Source organism: Rhodoferax sp., from assembly GCF_028689305.1.
In the GTDB taxonomy this organism is placed as follows: Bacteria; Pseudomonadota; Gammaproteobacteria; order Burkholderiales; family Burkholderiaceae_C; genus Rhodoferax.
In genome coordinates, this window is the sequence record NZ_JAQTWM010000002.1 from 1 (window position 1) to 19,447 (window position 19,447).

Sequence of the window (19,447 nt, forward strand, 5' to 3'; positions counted from 1 at the left end):
ACATCGTGGGCTTTTACAACAGTGTGCGCCTGCACTCAACACTGGGCAACTTGCCACCCAATGCTTTCGAGCAGCAATCGGCAATCACATTACCTATCGATGTGTCCGAAAAAACTTGACCAACACACATCATGACTTCCTGCGTTGGGTAGCAGCCAACCGGGCCGAGCGCTTGCAGGGTGAAGGAAAAGAGAATCTGTTCTCCGCTCAGGACATTACCGACCTAAAAACGCTGGCAGATGGAGACACGTCTTTTGATTACACCATCCAGACTGGACCAGCCAAGGGTCGTATCACGCGGAATCGAAAACTAATCTACGAGGATGCAAACCGCGTTTTCAACGAGTTCCATCGCAATGTGCTGGACATGGCCGAGCAATCTGGCCTGATCGACGGTGCCAGCCGCAAGGTGTGGGAGCACGAGTTTTATGTGCCGTTTTACCGCGTTGCCGATGAGGATGGAGGTGGTGTCCGCGGCATGAGCGTGAAGGGCAGCGTGGTCCGTCAGCAGGCATTCAAGGAATTGAAGGGTGGAAAGAATGCGCTGAACGCTGACCTACTAGACAACACCTTGATGAACTGGGCGCACTTGCTGGATGCGAGTGCAAAGAACCGTGCAGCAAAGGCCACGATTGAAGCCGCCGAGCGCATGGGGATCGCCATTGGTGGGAACCAATCGACCCTGGCCAGCATGGGTGCCAGCATCCATAACAAGAACGGCGTTGTCTGGTTCATGGATGGCGGGCAGAAGCGGTATAACGTCTCCACCATCTGGATGATGTGGTTGGCATGATTAACTTATAGGTGATTTTTGGCGGGAATAATGGTCCTGGAACCCGCATAAATACTCGCTGATTTTTTCATGTTTGTTCCCATGAACCCACAGCAAACCAGCATGAATTATTGGTTGTGTCCTTGGATTGTGATTCCTGTTGTCGTGGGTTCGAGCCCCATCAGCCACCCCAAGTGATATATAAAAATCCTGCTATTGAACAAATAGCAGGATTTTTTTTGTCAAATGGTCTGCAACTTGTCCAGTGCAAGTTGCAAGGTTTCGGTTCTCTTGGCAAAGCAGAAGCGGATCACCTGCTGGTCAAAGTGGTTACCATAAAACGCAGAAAGCGGGATGGCAGCCACGCCGACCTCAGAGGTCAGCCATTTGCAGAATTCGGTTTCATTCAGTTTGCTGATGGCAGAGATGTCCACACACTGGAAATAGGTGCCTTCGCAAGGCAGCAGTTTGAAACGGGTCTTAGCCAGGCCAGCGCGGAAAAAATCACGTTTTGCTTGATAAAAGCTAGGCAGGTCCAAATAGGGTTTCGGGTCAGCCAGGTATTCGGCCAACGCGTGCTGCACCGGGGTGTTCACCGTGAACACGTTGAATTGGTGCACTTTGCGGAATTCCTGAGTTAATTGAACCGGTGCAGCCACATAGCCTACCTTCCAGCCGGTGACATGGTATGTCTTGCCGAAACTTGAAACGACGAATGCGCGCTCGGCCAGTCCAGGAAATTTGGAGGCGCTATGGTGCTGCTGGCCATCAAAGACCATGTGTTCATAAACTTCGTCACTGATGAGCAGCACATTGGTCGGCGCCAGGATGTTTGCCAGTTGCTGCATATCGGTTGCTGACCAGGTGGTGCCGCTGGGATTGTGGGGTGAGTTGATGATGATGGCCCGGGTCCGGGATGTGATGGCAGTGGCAATGAGATGGAAGTCGGGACGGAATGTGCCAGGTGTCAGCGGCACACGTACCGGTATGCCACCCGCAAGCTCGATATTGGGAACATAACTGTCATAGCAGGGTTCCAGAACGATGACTTCATCTCCCGGGTGAACCACAGAAAGAATGGCGGTAATGATGGCTTGTGTTGCCCCCGCTGTGACAGTGATCTCGTCTGTAGCCCGGTATTTTGCGCCGTAAAGTGCCTCAATTTTTGAAGCGATTGCCTCGCGTAGTGCAGGTACACCAGCCATGGGTGGGTATTGATTCAGACCCTTTTGCATGGCACGTGTGACGGCATCCACCAATTTGGGGTCACAGTCGAAATCAGGAAAACCCTGTCCGAGATTGACCGCGTTTTTTTCTGTAGCCAATGCTGACATGACGGTAAAAATGGTGGTGCCAACATTGGGCAGGCGGGAGGTCAGAGTGGGGCAGGTCATGGTGATGGATTCACTCAAAAAAAGTTTGTCAGCGGCACAGGAAGCTGCTTGTTAAAGTTCATAGTCATTGACATGGCCGGTCATGGCGCGTGCGACTAGGTTGCGATCCAGCCGGTTGCTGAGCAGCTCGGCAAACTGGTACACGAAATGACGCAGGTACGCTCCACGCTTGAACGCCACGCGCGCCACATTTTGCCCAAAGAGTTGCCCTGCAGGACGGACAACCAATCCACTTTTGGCACCATCCTCCAGAACATCACGAACCGACATTTCTGCGGCAATACCAATGCCTAGCCCCAGACGGACGTAGGTCTTGATCACGTCCGAGTCAATGGCTTCCAGTGCAATGCGAGGTTCAAGTTTGCGCGTGGCAAAAGCATGGTCAATTTTGGTGCGTCCTGTGTAAGACGGGTGATACGTGATCAGCGGCTCTTGGGCAATGTCTTCCAGCGTGATGTGTTCCTTATCGCACAAAGGATGTCTGGCGGGTAAAACCAGCACATGCTGCCACTCGTAGCAGGGCAAAGTGACAAGTTCGTCATAGTTGACCAGTGATTCTGTGGCAATGCCAATCTCGGCCACTTCGTCCAGCAACATACGGGCAACCTGGTCTGGTGAGCCTTGATGCAGACTGATGTTGACTTTGGGGAAAGTTTGACGGAGTTTGGCCACAGGCTCCGGCAAAACGTATCTGGCTTGCGTGTGGGTCGTCGCGATCGACAGCGTACCGCTGTCACCCAGGCAGTGTTGCTCTCCAATCCGTTTGAGATTACCCACCTCGCGCAGTATCAGGTTAATGCTTTTGAGTACCTGTTGACCAGGTTCTGTAATTCGCTTGAGTCGTTTTCCGTGCCGGGCAAAAATTTCAATACCCAACTCGTCTTCCAGCTCGATGATGGCTTTCGAAACACCGGGTTGAGACGTATGGAGGGCTTTGGCAGCCTCGGTCAGATTGAGATCTCGCCGAACAGCCTCTTGAACAAAACGGAATTGGTGCAAATTCATGGTTGGATTTTTCCTGATTCAAGACTAAGACATGGCTATTCGAGCCAGCAACTCGATCACTTGGGGAGCTTCTCCCACAGAATTTTTGAGTCGAAATTGGATGTCGGGATACGTATTTCGCAACTGCTCCACAAGTTGGGGGATGTCCTCGCGCGCGTGTTTGCCCAGGCCTAAAAACATGGGAGTAATCACAACCTCTGTTACCCCGGTGGAAACCAGTTTGGCAACGGCAGTTGCGAGATCGGGTTGCGTCAGTTCCAAGAAGGCACATTCCACCTGGGCGTGGGGTTGTTGTTGAAGCATGTAACGGGCAACGTCATCCATGGGAGTCCGCCACATGGGATCACGTGAGCCGTGGGCAAGAAGAACGGTTGCTCGCATGGATGACGGTCAGCCTGTCTGTGGATTTGAAGCTGCGAAGCGTTACCGCCGCAGCACCAGCCAAGTGAATGCAGTCAGGGACAATAATGAATAGATCAATCCTGGCAAGGCGGCTGTCAACCAGGGTTGCCAATTTTGCAGGTTTCCGATGTACCCAAAAACGTTGTTCAGCAAAAAGAAACTGATGCCGGCCATGACCCCTGCAAACACATAGGTGGCAATACCACCGGAGCGGAAATGCAAATAGGCAAACGGTAATGCCAGCACCACCATCACCAGACAGCTCAGCGGATAAAACACCTTTTTCCAGAATTCAATTTCATAACGCTGAGCGGTTTGAGCGTTGTTCTGCAAATGCTGAATGTACTGAAACAGATCGATGGTACTCATGCGTTCTGGCTTAAGCAGGGCGGCTGACACCATTTCAGCGCTGATCCGGTTGGGCCAGCGCATAGAGGGTAAGTTGCTGCGTTCAATCTGGGTGCCGCCTTCAGTGATAAATTCTGTGCGATGTACCCGAAAGAGAGTCCACGCGTCGTCATCCTGAATCGTCGCCGATTCTCCTTGGGTCATGGATGCCAAAAACCCTCGGTTATTGAATTCAAAGATGCGAATTTGACGCAGACCGCCGTCGGAGGCTAACTCTCCCACATTGACTGCGAATTGCCCGTAGGACTGTTTTTCCTTAAGCCACGCACCGGTTTGTCCAACTGTGATACGACCGGTGTATTTCGCTTTGAGCAGTTGCGCTGTGCGGTCGGCCATCGGAGAAACATAGTCGCCAATGGCAAAGGTCAACAAGACGAAACCGAAACCCAAAGCCAGCAGCGCCTTAAGCGCCCGCCAAGGGTCGAGTCCGCTGGTACGCAAAATGGTGTACTCGGAGCTTTGTGCCAGTCTGGCCATCACAAAAATAGTGCCAATCAACACGGTAATCGGCATCAATTCGTAGAGATGGCTAGGGATCATCAGCACGACATAGGATAACGCGTGCACAAGTTTGTAGCCAGTCGCCGTATGGCGTCCCACGGACTGGACTTCTTCAACAAAATCAAAGAAGAAAAACAGCGACAAAAACCCTAGGGTGACGAAGGCAACAGCGCGAATGACTTCGCCATTGATCAGTCGGCGCAATGTTTTCAATCTACCACCCGCTTGGTATCTGGCCCACGGGAAATCAAATCACGCCAGTGCCAATTGTTGTGCCTCTTGAAGATCCAAAGAGTTGCCAAAGTGAAAACACCGCCGTGCAAGCTCAACATGTGCGCCGTGAAAGTCAGCTTCCCGGAGGCAATCCAACTCTGTCCCAGGTTCAGCAGGTTGTAATAAATCACAAAAGTAAATAAGGCAAATACCAGATTGACACTTTTGTTGACGCGAGGGTTCACACTGGAGACAGCCAGGCCGATGATGATAAAGTTGACCGCTGCAAACAACAGTCCAAGTCGCCATGAAAGTTCGCCCAGACTGGTTGCTGTCAGATCGTTGATCAAAGCGGTTGTGGGAAGGGTATTGACAGGGACATAGACGGCAGCGTCTGAAGCATCCGCGCTGATCTGGGCGCCATACACTTCAAATTCACTGACTTTCAAATCGGTAGTACCAATGACGCTTTCAAGTCGCTGACCGTTGTTCAGCATCAGAAACTGCCCATGCGGCAGAACCTCAACCCGTCCGCTGCGCGCCGACGTGACCGTTTCCTTGCCGTGTTCCGTCGAGGCGATGAAAACGTTGGAGCCCGATTGTTGGCCTGAGGCATTCTTCTCCACAAAGAAAACCCGGGCCGCATTGCCAGATTCCTGGAATTGACCTGGTTCCACGCGCTCCAGATCGCCACGTTTTTCGTATTGAGCCTTTAGGTCTTCAATCCGTTGATTTGTCCATGGCAACACCAACAGGGCCAATGCTGCAACAACGGCCAGGACGGGCCAGGCGAAACGGATCAGAGGTGCCAGCAAAGCAATCAGACCTTTGCCGCTGCAGAACCAGATCACCATTTCGCTGTCACGGTATATACGCGACAGCGTGGCAATAACAGCAATGAACAGGCTCATAGTCAGCAAGGTGGGCATGTATGCCAGCACGGTATAGCCCATGACCTGGGTCACGTCTGATGGGTTGAAGTTGCCGCGTGAGGCCTGTCCCAAGGTACGAATCAAGGTCATGGTCATCACCACCGTGACCAGAACGATCAGTGTGGCACCAAAACTGCGGGAAAGCTCTCTGCGTAAAGAGGAATGGAATAACATTGCATGAAAGGAAACCCCCAATTATGAACTTTGAACTCAGTCCTCTGGATCTGCACGCGTTAACACAGGAAAAAACGGACGCTTTGCTGGTTTTGGTAACGTCTGCCTTCCGGCCAAGCAAGGATTCGGTGTCGGTGCTGATTGCCAAAGCTGTGAAGTCTGGTGATCTGGTCGCAAAAGCTGGCCAGGTTTTGGACATTTATCGTCCCGTCGGATTTGTTTGCACGCGTATCGTGTTGATGCATGCGGGAGGTGGTGGCACAGCAGAGGTGCGAAAAGCCGTTACCGCGGCAACAACCTTGATCAAAGCGGCCAACCCCAAACGGGTCACCTTATGTTTGATCCAGGACCAGACTCCTGAAACGGTGCGTGTCGCTTTGACAAGTTTGGCAGAGGCCAGTTATGTCTACACCTCTACCAAGACAAAGGCAGAGGGACGGACGATTCAGCGTGTGACGTTATTGGTGCAAGATGATCAGAAACTGCGCTGTGTTTTTGACAGAGCGGTTGCTGCCATCGCAGGGATTGAGCTTGCCAAGGAGTGGGGTAATCGCCCAGCCAACCATGCCACTCCATCCCATCTTGCACAGGCTGCGCGGGCTCTGACCAAGTTTCCGCGAATCAAATGTGAGGTGCTTGGCCCCAAAGAGGTTGCCAAATTGGGGATGGGGGCTTTCCAAGCTGTGGCTCAAGGGTCAGATGAGCCGTTGCGTTTTATCGTGTTGCATTACAGTGGCGCAGGCAAGGCATCAGCACCTGCTGTCTTGGTAGGTAAAGGCATTACTTTTGACAGTGGAGGCATTTCGATGAAGCCTGCTGCCGAGATGGATGAAATGAAATTCGACATGTGTGGTGCTGCCAGCGTGCTGGGCACATTTCGGGCGCTGGCTGAGCTACAGCCTGATTTGAATGTGGTTGGTTTGATCCCATCCTGTGAAAATTTGCCGAGTGGACGTTCGCTCAAACCGGGTGATGTGGTGACGAGCATGAGTGGGCAAACCATTGAAGTTTTGAATACAGACGCCGAGGGGCGCCTGGTACTCTGTGACGCGTTAACTTATGCCGAGCGCTTCAAACCACGTGTCGTGTTGGATATTGCCACGCTGACGGGAGCCTGTGTGATCGCTTTGGGCGCTGTTCGCAGCGGTTTTTTTTCTGCGGACGAAACCTTGTCAGCCGCATTACTGGCTGCGGGAGAGTCCTCACAAGACTTGTGCTGGCCCATGCCGCTGGATGAGGATTATGCCGATGGGCTCAAAACCAGTTTTGCAGATGTGGCCAACGTTGCAGGCCGGGCCGGTGGGGCCATCACTGCGGCCAAATTTTTGCAACGATTTGCCGGGAAGTGCCCATGGGCGCATCTCGACATTGCAGGTACAGCATGGAAAAGTGGGGCTGCCAAGGGAGCCACTGGTCGACCGGTTGGTTTGTTGGTGGACTATTTGCTGGCGCTTGACACCCGGGCCAAAACGACGTGACGACAGTTGCTTTTCATTTCAACGTACCTGATCGACTGGTTTATACCTGCCGGTTGTTGCGCAAGGCGATTGCCGGGCGGGCGCGGCTGATTGTCACTGGATCAGCAGATACACTGAAGCTGCTTGATCAGGATCTCTGGGCATTTTCTGCCACTGGATTTTTGCCCCATTGCGGCAACGATGCCAATACGATGGTGATCAGGCGGTCTCCGGTGCTTCTGGTTGAATCAATCTGGGTCGTTCCGCACCACGACATCTTGGTCAACTTGGGTGATCTGATACCCGAAGGATTTCAACAATTTGACCGAGTGATCGAAGTGGTCGGAAAAGATGTCGATGAACGTCATGCAGCGCGCTTGCGCTGGAAACAGTACTTGAATTCCGGATTTGATCTGATTCGGCATGATTTTGATCAGAAAGCAATCGTATGAACCAGCCGTCTCACCAATTGCCTCGTTTTATACCGACATTGACAGAAGTTGTTGACCCCGCAACCTTGGCGAACATGAGGCCCAAGAACCCACCTGACGCGGAAGCCCTGATTACCAAGATTCGAGGGCAAATGCAGCCAATATGGGAGCGGCGTCTGCAGGAGGAACTCGATCGCGTGGTGCGTGCTATGGTCGTGAAACAGTTGGGAGATGTTCGCTCACGATTGAGCACAGAGATGGATATGCTGATCCGGCAAGCAGTGACCGATGTGCTCAGAGATCAGGAACGAGCAAAACTTGAATGATTAGTTGTAATCATGGGACATTAGGCCGGACTCTTGGTGTCTACCCTAAGGGATTGGCGCAAAAATTGCTGTATCGTTCACGTTGCTGAATTATTCAATTCACAATTTTTTTAACCTGGAGTTGTCTATGCAAATGAAAATGAAATTGACGGTAGCTGCAGCCATTGCAACCGTAGCCGGTATGGCTATGGCTCAAGAAGTGGTCGTGAAGATTGGTCATGTTGCACCCATGTCCGGTGGCCAGGCCCACTACGGCAAGGACAATGAAAATGGCGTGCGCATGGCCATTGAGGATCTGAATGCCCAAAAAATCAAGATTGGCGGCAAGACGGTCAAGTTTGAAATTGCGGCCGAAGATGATGCAGCTGACCCGAAACAGGGCACGGCTGTTGCACAAAAACTGTGCGATATGAAAGTCTCTGGTATCGTTGGTCACCTGAATTCCAGTACCACCATCCCAGCCTCGAAAATCTACAACGATTGTGGCATTCCTCACGTCACCGGTGCAGCGACCAACCCCAATCTGACGAAGCCTGGTTATAAAACCACTTACCGAATTATTGCCAATGACAATTCTTTGGGTGCTGGTTTGGCCTTCTATGCAGCTGATGCTCTGAAGCTGAAACGAATTGCCGTGATTGATGACCGTACCGCTTATGGCCAAGGTGTTGCTGAAGTTTTCAAGAAAACTGCGCAAACCAAGGGCATTGAGATTGTTGACCAACAGTTCACAACCGACAAAGCCACGGACTTCATGGCGATCCTGACCGCTATCAAGGCCAAGAAGCCTGATGGTATTTTCTACGGCGGCATGGACGCCCAGGCTGGTGCCATGTTGCGCCAGATGGACCAGTTGGGCCTGTCTGACGTGAAATTCTTCGGTGGAGATGGCATCTGCACGACTGAAATCATCAAGATTGCATCTGGTGCCAAGAGCCTGGGTGGTGTTGTGTGTGCAGAGGGCGGTTCTTCAATTGCCAAGATGCCAGGTGGCACGGCATGGAAAGCCAAATACGATGCCAAGTATCCTGGCCAGTTCCAGATCTACAGCCCGTACACCTATGATGCAACTTTTGTTCTGGTCGACGCTATGAAGCGTGCCAATTCGACAGATCCTAAGGTTTATACACCGAAGTTGATCGAAACCAACTACAAAGGCGTGACGGCAGCGATTGCCTTCGAACCCAATGGCGAGCTGAAGAATCCGTCCATGACTTTGTCGACTTACAAAGATGGCAAAAAGATTGCCCTGAACTGATTGCGGTTTCATCCTCAGGAAAAAAGCCACCTTCGGGTGGCTTTTTCTTTACGCCTTTGAGCGCGTATGCTCAAAATGAGCTTTGGGCTCAGTTAAAATAACGGCACTGGAGCGGTGGATGAGCGGTTTAAGTCACACGCCTGGAAAGCGTGCGTGGGGTAAAACCCACCGCGGGTTCGAATCCCGCCTGCTCCGCCAAAAAAATAGACCCCGTATTGCTTGCAATACGGGGTTTTGTTTTTCCTGCTTCCTTTTACTTTTGTGCTTGAATCATCTTCATTGCCGACGCGACCAAAGCCGAGACTTCGGTCATGTTGCTGGGAACGATCAACGTCGCTGCGGCATCAGAAGCCACGCGACCATAGGCATCAACAGCTTTTTCAGCTACCTTGAGTTGAACAGCCTGGTCCCCTCCGGGTTGGCGGATGGCTGCTGCGACGCGCTCAATGGCTTGTGCATTGGCTTCAGCCACGGCCAGAATGGATGCTGCTTCACCCTGTGCTTTGTTGATCGCGGCCTGTTTTTCACCTTCTGAACGGGCGATAAACGCCTCACGTTCACCCGTAGCAATATTGATCTGCTCCTGACGCCGACCTTCAGAGGCAGCAATCAAGGCACGTTTTTCGCGCTCAGCAGTGATCTGTTGCTGCATGGCATGCAAAATTTCTTTGGGAGGGGTCAGATCCTTGATTTCATAACGCAGCACCTTGACACCCCAATTGAGTGCAGCTTCATCAATGGCCTGCACCACTTGTGCATTGATGATGTCGCGTTCCTCGAAAGTTTTGTCCAGCTCCAGTTTGCCAATGACCGAGCGCAAGGTCGTTTGCGCCAGTTGCGAAATGGCTGTGATGTAGTTGCTGGAGCCATAACTTGCCCGCATCGCGTCGGTCACCTGGAAATACAAAATGCCGTCTACCTGTAACTGGGTGTTGTCACGGGTGATGCAAACCTGGCTGGGAATATCAAGTGGCACTTCTTTCAGCAAATGTTTGTACGCCACCTTGTCGATGAAGGGCACCAGAAAATTCAGCCCGGGTGTCAGGGTGCCGTTGTACTTGCCCAGGCGCTCAACAATCCAGGCGTGTTGTTGTGGCACCACCTTGACGGACCTGGTGATAAAAATAACGGCAATAACAAACAAGACAATGGCAATTTCCATGATGTGCTCCAGAGGTTAAATTGATGCTTTTCTCAGAATCAGCCGGCTGCCAATGACCTCGACGATGGTGTACGAACCAGGACTGGTTGCGTCGCCCGCCGACGCGGAGGCCTCCCATTGAGCACCCCGGTATTTGACCTGGCAAGTACCATCGTCATGCCAATGCTCCACATGAACAATGGAGCCTATATCCATCGTCGCATCATGATTGGCCCCTGCTGGCGCCACAGGGGGCTGGGATTTTTTGTACTGGTACCAAATCAGGACAGAACCACCTCCCACCAGGGCCGCGGTCACCCATTGCCAAGTCAGCGCCATGCCTGCGTGGGCGGCCAACGCAGCGGCGACCAGGCCCGCGGAAATCATCAGCAGATAAAACGTTCCTGTCATGAGCTCGGCCGCAATCAAGCCCCCTGCGGCCAGCCACCAGAATGTTGCGTCAGCCATGTTGTTTCCCCCACTGTGTTGCGACCACGACATTTTCAGCTGAAAGCGCGGCTTTGAAAGCATTCTGGCGGGTTTTAGTCCTTACACTTCGCGCCTATTTCAATGATTTGCCGCGTGTCGCTGGAGCCTGCCATGAAATTTCGCTTTCCCATCGTCATTATTGACGAAGACTTCCGCTCGGAAAACACCTCTGGTCTGGGGATTCGGGCGTTGGCGCACGCCATTGAGTCCGAAGGCTCCGAGGTTCTCGGGGTCACCAGTTATGGTGATCTGAGCCAGTTTGCGCAGCAGCAAAGTCGTGCCTGCACCTTTATCCTGTCGATTGATGATGAAGAGTTCACCCCCGGACCTGACCTGGACCCGGCGGTGGTGAACTTGCGCCATTTCATCGAAGAAGTGCGCCGCAAGAACCTGGATGTGCCGATTTACATCTATGGCGAAACCAAAACCTCGCGCCACCTGCCCAACGATATCCTGCGCGAACTGCACGGCTTCATCCACATGTTCGAGGACACACCCGAATTTGTGGCGCGTCACATCATCCGCGAGGCCAAGAGCTACCTCGAAGGTGTGCAACCACCATTCTTCAAGGCGTTGCTCGATTACGCCGAAGACGGTTCCTATTCGTGGCACTGCCCGGGGCATTCGGGCGGTGTGGCCTTCCTGAAAAGCCCGGTGGGCCAGATGTATCACCAGTTTTACGGTGAAAACATGCTGCGCGCCGACGTCTGCAATGCCGTCGAGGAGCTGGGGCAACTGCTTGACCACGACGGCGCCATTGGCAAGAGTGAACGCAATGCGGCGCGCATCTTCAATGCTGACCACTGCTTTTTTGTCACCAACGGCACCAGTACCAGCAACAAAATGGTCTGGCACCACACCGTGGCGCCCAATGACGTGGTGGTGGTGGATCGCAATTGCCACAAATCGATTCTGCACGCCATCATCATGACCGGTGCCATTCCGGTATTCCTCAAGCCCACACGCAATCACTTTGGCATCATCGGGCCGATTCCCAAGAGTGAATTTGAACCGGCGACGATCAAGGCCAAGATCAAGGCCAATCCATTGATCAAAACCCATTTGCCCGATGTTGATCTCAACCAGATCAAGCCGCGGGTGCTGACGCTGACCCAGTCCACCTATGACGGGGTGCTGTACAACACCCAGACCGTCAAAACCATGCTGGATGGGTATGTGGAAAACATCCACTTTGACGAAGCCTGGCTGCCGCACGCGGCGTTTCACCCGTTTTACGGTTCCTACCATGCCATGGGCAAGAACCGGCCACGCCCCAAACATGCCGTGGTCTACGCCACCCAGTCCATTCACAAGTTGCTGGCCGGCATCAGCCAGGCCAGTCATGTGTTGGTGCAGGACTCCCAAACCGTCAAGCTGGACAAACACCTGTTCAACGAGGCGTACCTCATGCACACCAGCACCAGCCCGCAGTACAGCATCATTGCCAGCTGCGACGTGGCTGCCGCCATGATGGAGCCACCCGGTGGCACCGCGTTGGTGGAAGAAAGCATTGCCGAGGCACTGGATTTCCGACGCGCCATGCGCAAGGTGGACGAAGAATACGGCGCCGACTGGTGGTTCAAGGTCTGGGGCCCGGAAAAACTGGCCGAAGAAGGCATTGGCCGGGCCGATGACTGGATCATCAAAGGTGAATCACGCACCAACAAGAGTGGCGTCAACTGGCACGGCTTTGGCAAGATGGCCACCGGCTTTAACATGCTTGATCCGATCAAGTCCACGGTGGTGACACCGGGGATGGACTTGAACGGCAAATTTGCCAAAAAAGGCATTCCGGCCTCTGTCGTGACCAAGTTCTTGGCCGAACACGGTGTGGTGGTGGAAAAAACCGGGCTTTACAGCTTTTTCATCATGTTCACCATTGGCATCACCAAGGGCCGCTGGAACAGTATGCTGACAGCACTGCAGCAGTTCAAGGACGATTACGACAAAAACCAGCCCATGTGGCGTGTCCTGCCCGAGTTCTGCCAGAAATACCCGCGTTACGAAAACATGGGTTTGGCGGACTTGTGCCAGCATGTCCACCAGTTGTATGCCAAATATGACATTGCCCGCCTCACCACCGAGATGTACCTGAGCGATCTGGCCCCGGCCATGAAACCCAGCGACGCCTACGCCCACATTGCCCTGCGCAAAACCGAGCGGGTTGGCATTGACGATTTGTTGGGCCGTATCACGGTAGGTTTGGTCACACCCTATCCGCCGGGCATCCCGCTGTTGATCCCCGGCGAGGTGTTCAACAAGAAGATTGTTGATTACCTCAAGTTTTCACGCGAATTCAATGCCCAGTGCCCGGGATTTGAAACCGATATCCATGGCCTGGTGGAAGAGGTGGGAGACGATGGGCAGGTGCGTTATTTCGCCGATTGTGTCGTCCAGTGAGAAACTTATTGCTATTGTTTAAATAGCAATAAGTCTATATTCTACGTGGGCTAGAGGTATATTTTCTTATTAAGAAGTCGAGTTTTCAACCACTGCCATGGCAGTCTGGCTGACGCCACAATCCACGTAGGAAATCTGCCCGGTCATGCCCGATGCCAGATCACTGAGCAAAAAAGCGGCGACATTGCCGACTTCGTCAATCGTCACATTGCGCTTGAGTGGCGAAGCCGCCGCCGAAATGCCCAGCAACCTGCCAAAGTCCTTGATGCCACTGGCGGCCAGCGTCTTGATGGCGCCAGCACTCAGGCCATTCACCCGGATGCCCTTTGCGCCCACGGCGTCGGCCAGGTAACGCACCGAGGATTCAAGCGACGCCTTGGCCAGCCCCATGGTGTTGTAGCTGGGCACCACCCGCACGCCCCCCAGGTAAGTCAGGGTCAACAGCGATGCCGTGTCACTCAGATAGGGCAGGGCGGCTTTGGCCATGGCCGGGAAGCTGTAGGCACTGATGTCGTGGGCAATGCGGAAGTTTTCCCGCGTCAGACCATCCAGGAAATTGCCGGCAATCGCCTCGCGCGGGGCGTAACCAATGCTGTGCACAAAACCGTCAAATTGGGGCCAGTGCACGGCCAGATCCGCAAACAGCTGCTCGATCTGGGCATCGTCACTCACGTCACAATCAAAAACCAGCTTCGAATCAAAATCGGCGGCAAATTCGGTGATGCGTTCCTTGAAACGGTCACCCACATAGCTGAACGCCAGCTCAGCGCCTTGCGCATGGCAGGCCTTGGCAATGCCATAGGCAATGGAGCGGTTGGACAACACACCCGTGATCAACAATTTTTTTCCTGCCAGGAATCCCATACGAACCTCTTCAATTTTTTTCTTAGCGACCGCTACATCAGAACACCAACCAGCTTGCCACGGTTCGGGGGGCCGGTGCACAGGCGCCATCCAGGCCCGTGAAACTGCAGTGACAGATGATGGAGAATTGTCGCATGCGTTACCTTCTATTTTTGGCTGTCATGACTTGGGTCAACCCCCTGTGGGCGGTACATGGCTATGCGCTTTGGGGTGATCTGAAATACCCGGCCGGTTTCAGCCACTTTGACTACGTCAATCCGTCCGCCCCCAAGGGCGGGGAATTGCGTCTGGTGAGCAATCTGCGGGTCTCCACCTTCGACAAGTACAACCCCTTCACCATCAAGGGGAACGCTCCGGCTTACCTGTCTGACCTGCTGTTTGACAGCCTGCTGGCTGGGGCTCTGGACGAAACCGGGTCAGGCTACGGTCTGCTGGCACAGGACGTGAGCGTTGCTGCCGATGGACTCAGCGCCACCTTCAAGTTGCGGCCTGAAGCCAGATTTCACAACGGAGCGCCGGTGCTGGCGCAGGATGTCAAATACAGCTATGACATGCTGATGGGGCCGCATACCTCCCCCGGCTACAAAACCTTGCTGCAGGACGTGGCGGGCCTGGACGTGCTCGACGAGCTGATGGTGCGTTACCGTTTCAGCAAACCCAACCGCGAGTTGCCGTTGACTGTGGGCAGTTTGCCGGTGTTCAGCCGCAGCTGGGGGCTGGACCAAGGCAAGCTCAAATCTTTTGACCAAATCGTGACCGACATCCCCATTGGCAGTGGGCCTTACAAGATCGGGCCGGTGCGTTTTGGCAAGGACATCACCTATGTCCGTGATCCGCAGTATTGGGCCAAGGACCTGGCCGTGCGTCGGGGCACTGCCAACTTTGACCGCATCACCGTCAAGATTTACAAGGACAACACCGCCCGACTGGAGGCGCTGAAGGCCGGTGAATTTGACCTGATGCGCTTTTTTTCTGCCGGTGACTGGGCCAGGCGTGTCAATGGCAAGCGGTTTGACACCGGTGAACTGGTCAAGCGCGAGTACCAGCATCATTTGCCCACCGGCTTCCAGAGTTATGTGCTCAACACCCGCCGTGATTGGTTCAAGGACGTGCGGGTGCGGCAGGCGCTGGGGTTGGCGCTGGACTATGAATGGATGAACCGCCAGATGTTCTACAACGCCTACCAACGTGTCAACGGCCTGTTTGGCAATACCGACTGCGCCGCCAGCGGGACGCCCAGTCCGCAGGAGTTGGCCCTGCTGGAACCCTGGCGTCACGCCGTGCCAACGGCAAGCTTCGGCCCCATGACGGTGCCGCCAAGCACCGACGCGCCTTCCTCCCTGCGTGCCAACTTGCGCCAGGCGCAGGCCTTGTTGCAAGCGGCGGGCTGGACCGTGCAGGGGGGGGTGTTGCGCAACGCCCAAGGCAAGGCCTTTGAGATCGAATACCTGGACAGCAACGAGGGCAGTGCGCGCGTCGTCTCCCCCTGGGCGCGCAACCTGGAAAAACTCGGCATCACCCTGCATTTCCGTCCGGTGGACTTTGCCCTGTACCAGCAGCGTCTTCAGAAATTTGAATTCGACATCACGTCACTGGCCTACGCTGGCACGCACAATCCGGGGCAGGACTATGCCGACCTGTTTGGTAGCCGTGCGGCGGACCAGGAGGATTCAGGCAACATGTCGGGGCTGAAGAACCCGGCCGTGGATGCCCTGATCAGCCAGATGACCCGTGCCACCACCAAGGCTGAGCTGCTGCCGGCTTGCCGCGCTCTGGAGCGGGTCATCAGCCACAGCCATGTGCTGGTCCCGCAATGGTCTGCTTCCACGCACCGCATGGTGTTCAACCACTGGCGGCTGGATCAACCCGCCAGCATGCCGCCCTATGCCCAGGGTGAAACCTGGGCCATCGACACCTGGTGGGCCAGAACCCCGTCACACTGAACCATGCTGAGTTACATCTTTAAACGGCTACTGCTGATGATTCCCACGCTATTGGGGGTGCTGCTGATCACTTTTGTGGTGATCCAGTTTGTGCCGGGCGGCCCGGTTGAGCAGTATTTGGCCGAAGCCAAAGCCGGTACCGGCAAGGGGGCCGCTGCCGAAGGTGGTGGCCTGAGTTACCGTGGCGCCCAGGGCGTGGACCCCAAACGCATTGAGCAGATCAAGGCGCTGTATGGTTTTGACAAGCCAGCCCATGAACGTTTTTTCCAGATGCTGGGGCAATTTGCGCGTTTTGACCTCGGTAGAAGTTTTTTCCAGAACAAAAGTGTGTCGCAGCTGATCTGGGAAAAACTGCCGGTCTCCATCAGCCTGGGGTTGTGGACGTTTTTCATCAGTTATCTGATTGCTGTACCGCTAGGGGTGGCCAAGGCGGTGCGTGCCGGTTCGCGTTTTGATCTGGTCACCACCTTGCTGGTGCTGGTGGGCTACGCCATTCCAGGTTTTGTCCTTGGCGTGGCCTTGCTGGTGGTATTGGGTGGCCAGTTGCAATGGTTTCCGCTACGCGGCCTGACGTCGGGCAACTGGGACGCGTTGAGCTGGGGTGCCCGCATCGTCGATTACCTGTGGCACATTGCCCTGCCGGTCACCGCCATGGTGCTGGGCAGCTTTGCGGTGACCACCATGCTGACCAAAAATGCGTTTCTGGAGGAAATCCGCAAGCAATATGTGATCACGGCGCGTGCCAAAGGCCTGAGTGAGCGGCAGGTGTTGTGGAAACACGTGTTTCGCAACGCCCTGATTCCCATCGTTACCGGCTTTCCGGCGGCGTTTATTGGTGCTTTTTTCACAGGCTCACTGTTGATTGAAACCCTGTTTTCCCTCGATGGTCTGGGTCTACTCAGTTACGAGAGCGTGATTCGTCGTGACTATCCGGTGGTGCTGGGCACCCTGTATTTCTTTACGCTGATTGGTTTGGTCACCAAACTGATTTCCGATGTGTCCTATGTCTGGGTCGACCCGCGTGTCAAGTTTGATTAGTCCTCCCGTCGTTTCGGTGTCCCTCGGCCCATGGGCGCGCGCCTGGCGGCGCTTCAAACGCAACCGGCTGGGCTACTGGAGCCTGCTGATTTTTATGGTGCTGGTGGTTTTGAGCTTGTTGGCCGAGGTCATCAGCAACGACCGTCCGCTGCTGGTGCGCTACCAGGGCGAGTTTTATCTGCCCATCCTCAAGGACTATCCAGAAAAAACTTTTGGCGGCGACTTCGAGACGACAACCGACTACCTGGATCCCTTCATCCGCGAGCGTCTAAGTCGCAACGGCAATTGGGCGCTGTTCGCCCCCAATTCCTATGGCGCCAAAACCCTCAACTACTTTGCCAAGGCCCCCAACCCGTCCGGGCCCTCACGCGACAACTGGCTGGGCACGGATGATCGGGGCCGCGATTTGCTGGCGCAACTGATTTACGGTTTTCGGGTGAGCGTGTTGTTTGCCCTGGCCTTGACCTTTTTTGGCACGGTGCTGGGGATGGTGACTGGCGCCATCCAGGGGTTTTTCGGCGGCAAGACCGATCTGGCGTTCCAGCGCTTCATCGAAATCTGGGGCGCCATGCCCGAGCTGTACCTGCTGATCATTTTCAGCGCGGTGTTTGCACCCAGTCTGGCGCTGTTGCTGGTCTTGCTGAGCCTGTTTGGCTGGATGGGTCTGTCCGATTACGTGCGGGCTGAATTCCTGCGTAATCGCCAGCTGGACTACGTGCGCGCGGCGCGCTCACTGGGCGTGAGCAACTGGCACATCATCACCCGCCACCTGCTGCCCAACAGCCTGACGCCGGTGGTGACGTTCCTGCCGTTTCGCATGAGCGGGGCCATTCTGGCGCTGACCTCACTTGATTTTCTCGGGCTAGGGGTGCCACCGGGTACACCGTCGCTGGGCGAGTTGTTGTCGCAGGGCAAGAACAATATCGACGCCTGGTGGATTTCGCTGTTCACGTTTGCCGTTCTGGTGCTCACGTTGCTGCTGCTGACCTTCATGGGGGACGCCCTGCGTGATGCACTTGACCCGAGAAAGGCCGAGTCATGACCACTTTGGGAACGGCCCCGGATGGCCATATCGTGCCGACCCGTGAACTAGCCCATGCTGAACCCCTGCTGGCCGTCAAGGGCTTGTCGGTGTCCTTTGCCGGCCGGCAAGTGGTTCATGGCATCAACTTCGCCATCGCTCGTGGCGAAAAACTGGCCCTGGTGGGTGAGTCCGGTTCGGGCAAGACGGTCTCGGCACTGAGTCTGCTGCGCCTGACCGCCAATGCCGACATCCGTGGGCAGGCGCTGTTTGGCGGACGTGATCTGCTGGCGTTGCCGGAGCGCGAATTGCGTGTGATTCGTGGACAGGACATCGCCATGATCTTCCAAGAGCCGATGACGGCCTTGAACCCGCTCATGAGTGTCGGCGACCAGATTGCCGAGGTTGTGACACTAAAACAGGGTCTAGCCCGGATGCAATCTGCTCAGGTAGCTATTGATTTGCTAGCGGAGACAGGGGTTGACGACCCCCGGCGTCGCTACGCCGCCTATCCTCATCAACTCAGTGGCGGGCAGCGCCAGCGTGCCATGATCGCCATGGCGCTGGCCTGCCGACCCCAGCTGCTGCTGGCGGATGAACCCACCACGGCGCTCGATGTGAGCTTGCGCAGCCAGATTCTTGACCTGCTGGACCGCCTGCAACAAACCCGTGGCATGGCGGTGCTGATGATCACCCATGATTTGAATCTGGTGCGTCGTTTTGCTGATCGTGTGGTGGTGATGGAGCAGGGGCATCTGGTGGAGCAGGGTACCACGCGAGCCCTGTTCGAGCACCCCCAACATCCTTATACCCAGCGCCTGATGGCCAGTCAGCCCGAACGTGATCCGGTGCTTGACGCAGGTGTGGTTGCCAGTGACGCTCCTGCACTGGTGGCGGCCCGTGGTCTGCGGGTCACCTATCCAACGCCGCTGCCGGGGTTGCGCGGCTGGTTCCGACACGGTGAGTTTGTGGCGGTCCACGGGGCTGACTTCGTCTTGTCGGCCGGGAAGACGCTGGGCATCATGGGGGAGTCCGGTTCGGGCAAGTCCACCCTGGCGCTGGCGGTACTGGGGTTGCTGCCATTCCAGGGGGAACTGCGGTTGGCCGGCACCTGCTGGGGAGACAACCCAGCCAGCAATCAGGCCCTGCGCCGGCAGGTTCAGGTGGTCTTCCAGGACCCGTTTTCATCCCTGTCGCCACGCCTGACCGTGGAAGAGATTGTGGGTGAAGGGTTGGGGGTGCACGAACCCCGGCTGCCATCGAATCAGCGGCGCCAAC

Annotated in this window: 18 protein-coding genes and 1 tRNA gene; 11 read left to right on the forward strand and 8 right to left on the reverse strand. The window is 55.0% G+C overall.

What is annotated here, in order from left to right:
- Positions 1-115: 115 nt before the first annotated feature.
- The gene (locus PHW99_RS00550) at positions 116-793 is read left to right on the forward strand and encodes a hypothetical protein (protein ID WP_300172669.1); all 678 of its coding nucleotides are present in this window, start codon (positions 116-118) and stop codon (positions 791-793) included.
- A 221-nt stretch (positions 794-1,014) separates the two neighbouring features.
- On the opposite strand, the gene PHW99_RS00555 is transcribed toward PHW99_RS00550, so the two are convergent.
- Genes PHW99_RS00555 through lptF form a run of 5 tightly spaced genes read right to left on the reverse strand, consistent with a single transcriptional unit; the run spans position 1,015 to position 5,801 of the window.
- Positions 1,015-2,166 carry a pyridoxal phosphate-dependent aminotransferase gene (locus PHW99_RS00555; protein WP_300172671.1) on the reverse strand — a complete coding sequence of 384 codons (1,152 nt, stop codon included), beginning with the start codon at positions 2,164-2,166 and terminating at the stop codon, positions 1,015-1,017.
- 51 nt (positions 2,167-2,217) lie between these two features.
- Positions 2,218-3,171 (reverse strand): CysB family HTH-type transcriptional regulator, encoded by a 954-nt coding sequence (locus PHW99_RS00560; protein WP_300172673.1) that lies wholly within the window; start codon positions 3,169-3,171, stop codon positions 2,218-2,220.
- A 24-nt stretch (positions 3,172-3,195) separates the two neighbouring features.
- Positions 3,196-3,552, reverse strand: a complete 357-nt coding sequence (locus PHW99_RS00565; RefSeq protein ID WP_300172675.1) for a CbiX/SirB N-terminal domain-containing protein — start codon at positions 3,550-3,552, stop codon at positions 3,196-3,198.
- Between the two features lie 42 nt (positions 3,553-3,594).
- Positions 3,595-4,695 carry an LPS export ABC transporter permease LptG gene (gene lptG, locus PHW99_RS00570; RefSeq protein WP_300172677.1) on the reverse strand — a complete coding sequence of 367 codons (1,101 nt, stop codon included), beginning with the start codon at positions 4,693-4,695 and terminating at the stop codon, positions 3,595-3,597.
- Entirely contained in the window at positions 4,692-5,801 is a 1,110-nt protein-coding gene (gene lptF / locus PHW99_RS00575) for an LPS export ABC transporter permease LptF (protein ID WP_300172679.1), read from the reverse strand. The genes lptG and lptF overlap by 4 nt, the downstream gene beginning before the upstream one ends.
- Positions 5,802-5,824: 23 nt before the next feature.
- Between lptF and PHW99_RS00580 the strand changes: the two genes are divergently transcribed.
- From PHW99_RS00580 to PHW99_RS00600, 5 genes are all read left to right on the forward strand, one after another.
- The gene (locus tag PHW99_RS00580; protein WP_300172681.1) at positions 5,825-7,279 is read left to right on the forward strand and encodes a leucyl aminopeptidase; all 1,455 of its coding nucleotides are present in this window, start codon (positions 5,825-5,827) and stop codon (positions 7,277-7,279) included.
- The gene (locus PHW99_RS00585; RefSeq protein WP_300172683.1) at positions 7,276-7,710 is read left to right on the forward strand and encodes a DNA polymerase III subunit chi; all 435 of its coding nucleotides are present in this window, start codon (positions 7,276-7,278) and stop codon (positions 7,708-7,710) included. Before PHW99_RS00580 ends, PHW99_RS00585 begins: the two co-directional genes overlap by 4 nt.
- A complete protein-coding gene (locus tag PHW99_RS00590) occupies positions 7,707-8,015 on the forward strand; it encodes a hypothetical protein (RefSeq protein ID WP_300172685.1) in 309 nt (102 codons plus the stop codon). Before PHW99_RS00585 ends, PHW99_RS00590 begins: the two co-directional genes overlap by 4 nt.
- Before the next feature lie 127 nt (positions 8,016-8,142).
- Positions 8,143-9,273 carry a branched-chain amino acid ABC transporter substrate-binding protein gene (locus PHW99_RS00595; RefSeq protein ID WP_300172687.1) on the forward strand — a complete coding sequence of 377 codons (1,131 nt, stop codon included), beginning with the start codon at positions 8,143-8,145 and terminating at the stop codon, positions 9,271-9,273.
- A 108-nt stretch (positions 9,274-9,381) separates the two neighbouring features.
- Positions 9,382-9,471, forward strand: a tRNA-Ser gene (locus PHW99_RS00600).
- A 55-nt stretch (positions 9,472-9,526) separates the two neighbouring features.
- On the opposite strand, the gene PHW99_RS00605 is transcribed toward PHW99_RS00600, so the two are convergent.
- Together PHW99_RS00605 and PHW99_RS00610 are read right to left on the reverse strand one after the other, a co-directional pair.
- A complete protein-coding gene (locus PHW99_RS00605) occupies positions 9,527-10,435 on the reverse strand; it encodes a slipin family protein (RefSeq protein WP_300172689.1) in 909 nt (302 codons plus the stop codon).
- A gap of 15 nt (positions 10,436-10,450) precedes the next feature.
- Positions 10,451-10,882 (reverse strand): NfeD family protein, encoded by a 432-nt coding sequence (locus tag PHW99_RS00610; RefSeq protein ID WP_300172691.1) that lies wholly within the window; start codon positions 10,880-10,882, stop codon positions 10,451-10,453.
- 132 nt (positions 10,883-11,014) lie between these two features.
- On the opposite strand from PHW99_RS00610, the gene PHW99_RS00615 reads away from it, so the two are divergent.
- Positions 11,015-13,303: an arginine/lysine/ornithine decarboxylase gene (locus PHW99_RS00615; protein ID WP_300172693.1), complete on the forward strand. Its 2,289-nt coding sequence runs from the start codon at positions 11,015-11,017 to the stop codon at positions 13,301-13,303.
- A 69-nt stretch (positions 13,304-13,372) separates the two neighbouring features.
- Here PHW99_RS00615 and fabI read toward each other — a convergent pair whose 3' ends face one another.
- Positions 13,373-14,167 (reverse strand): enoyl-ACP reductase FabI, encoded by a 795-nt coding sequence (gene fabI, locus PHW99_RS00620; RefSeq protein ID WP_300172695.1) that lies wholly within the window; start codon positions 14,165-14,167, stop codon positions 13,373-13,375.
- Between the two features lie 134 nt (positions 14,168-14,301).
- On the opposite strand from fabI, the gene PHW99_RS00625 reads away from it, so the two are divergent.
- The 4 genes from PHW99_RS00625 to PHW99_RS00640 all read left to right on the forward strand — a co-directional run.
- Entirely contained in the window at positions 14,302-16,110 is a 1,809-nt protein-coding gene (locus tag PHW99_RS00625) for an extracellular solute-binding protein (protein WP_300172697.1), read from the forward strand.
- Positions 16,111-16,113: 3 nt separating this feature from the next.
- On the forward strand, positions 16,114-17,148 hold the full coding sequence (yejB, locus tag PHW99_RS00630) for a microcin C ABC transporter permease YejB (protein ID WP_300172699.1): 1,035 nt from the start codon (positions 16,114-16,116) through the stop codon (positions 17,146-17,148).
- On the forward strand, positions 17,114-18,190 hold the full coding sequence (locus tag PHW99_RS00635; protein WP_300172701.1) for an ABC transporter permease: 1,077 nt from the start codon (positions 17,114-17,116) through the stop codon (positions 18,188-18,190). The genes yejB and PHW99_RS00635 overlap by 35 nt, the downstream gene beginning before the upstream one ends.
- Positions 18,187-19,447: ATP-binding cassette domain-containing protein (locus tag PHW99_RS00640; RefSeq protein WP_300172703.1), on the forward strand; the 1,261-nt coding region annotated here is incomplete at its 3' end. The genes PHW99_RS00635 and PHW99_RS00640, both read left to right, overlap by 4 nt.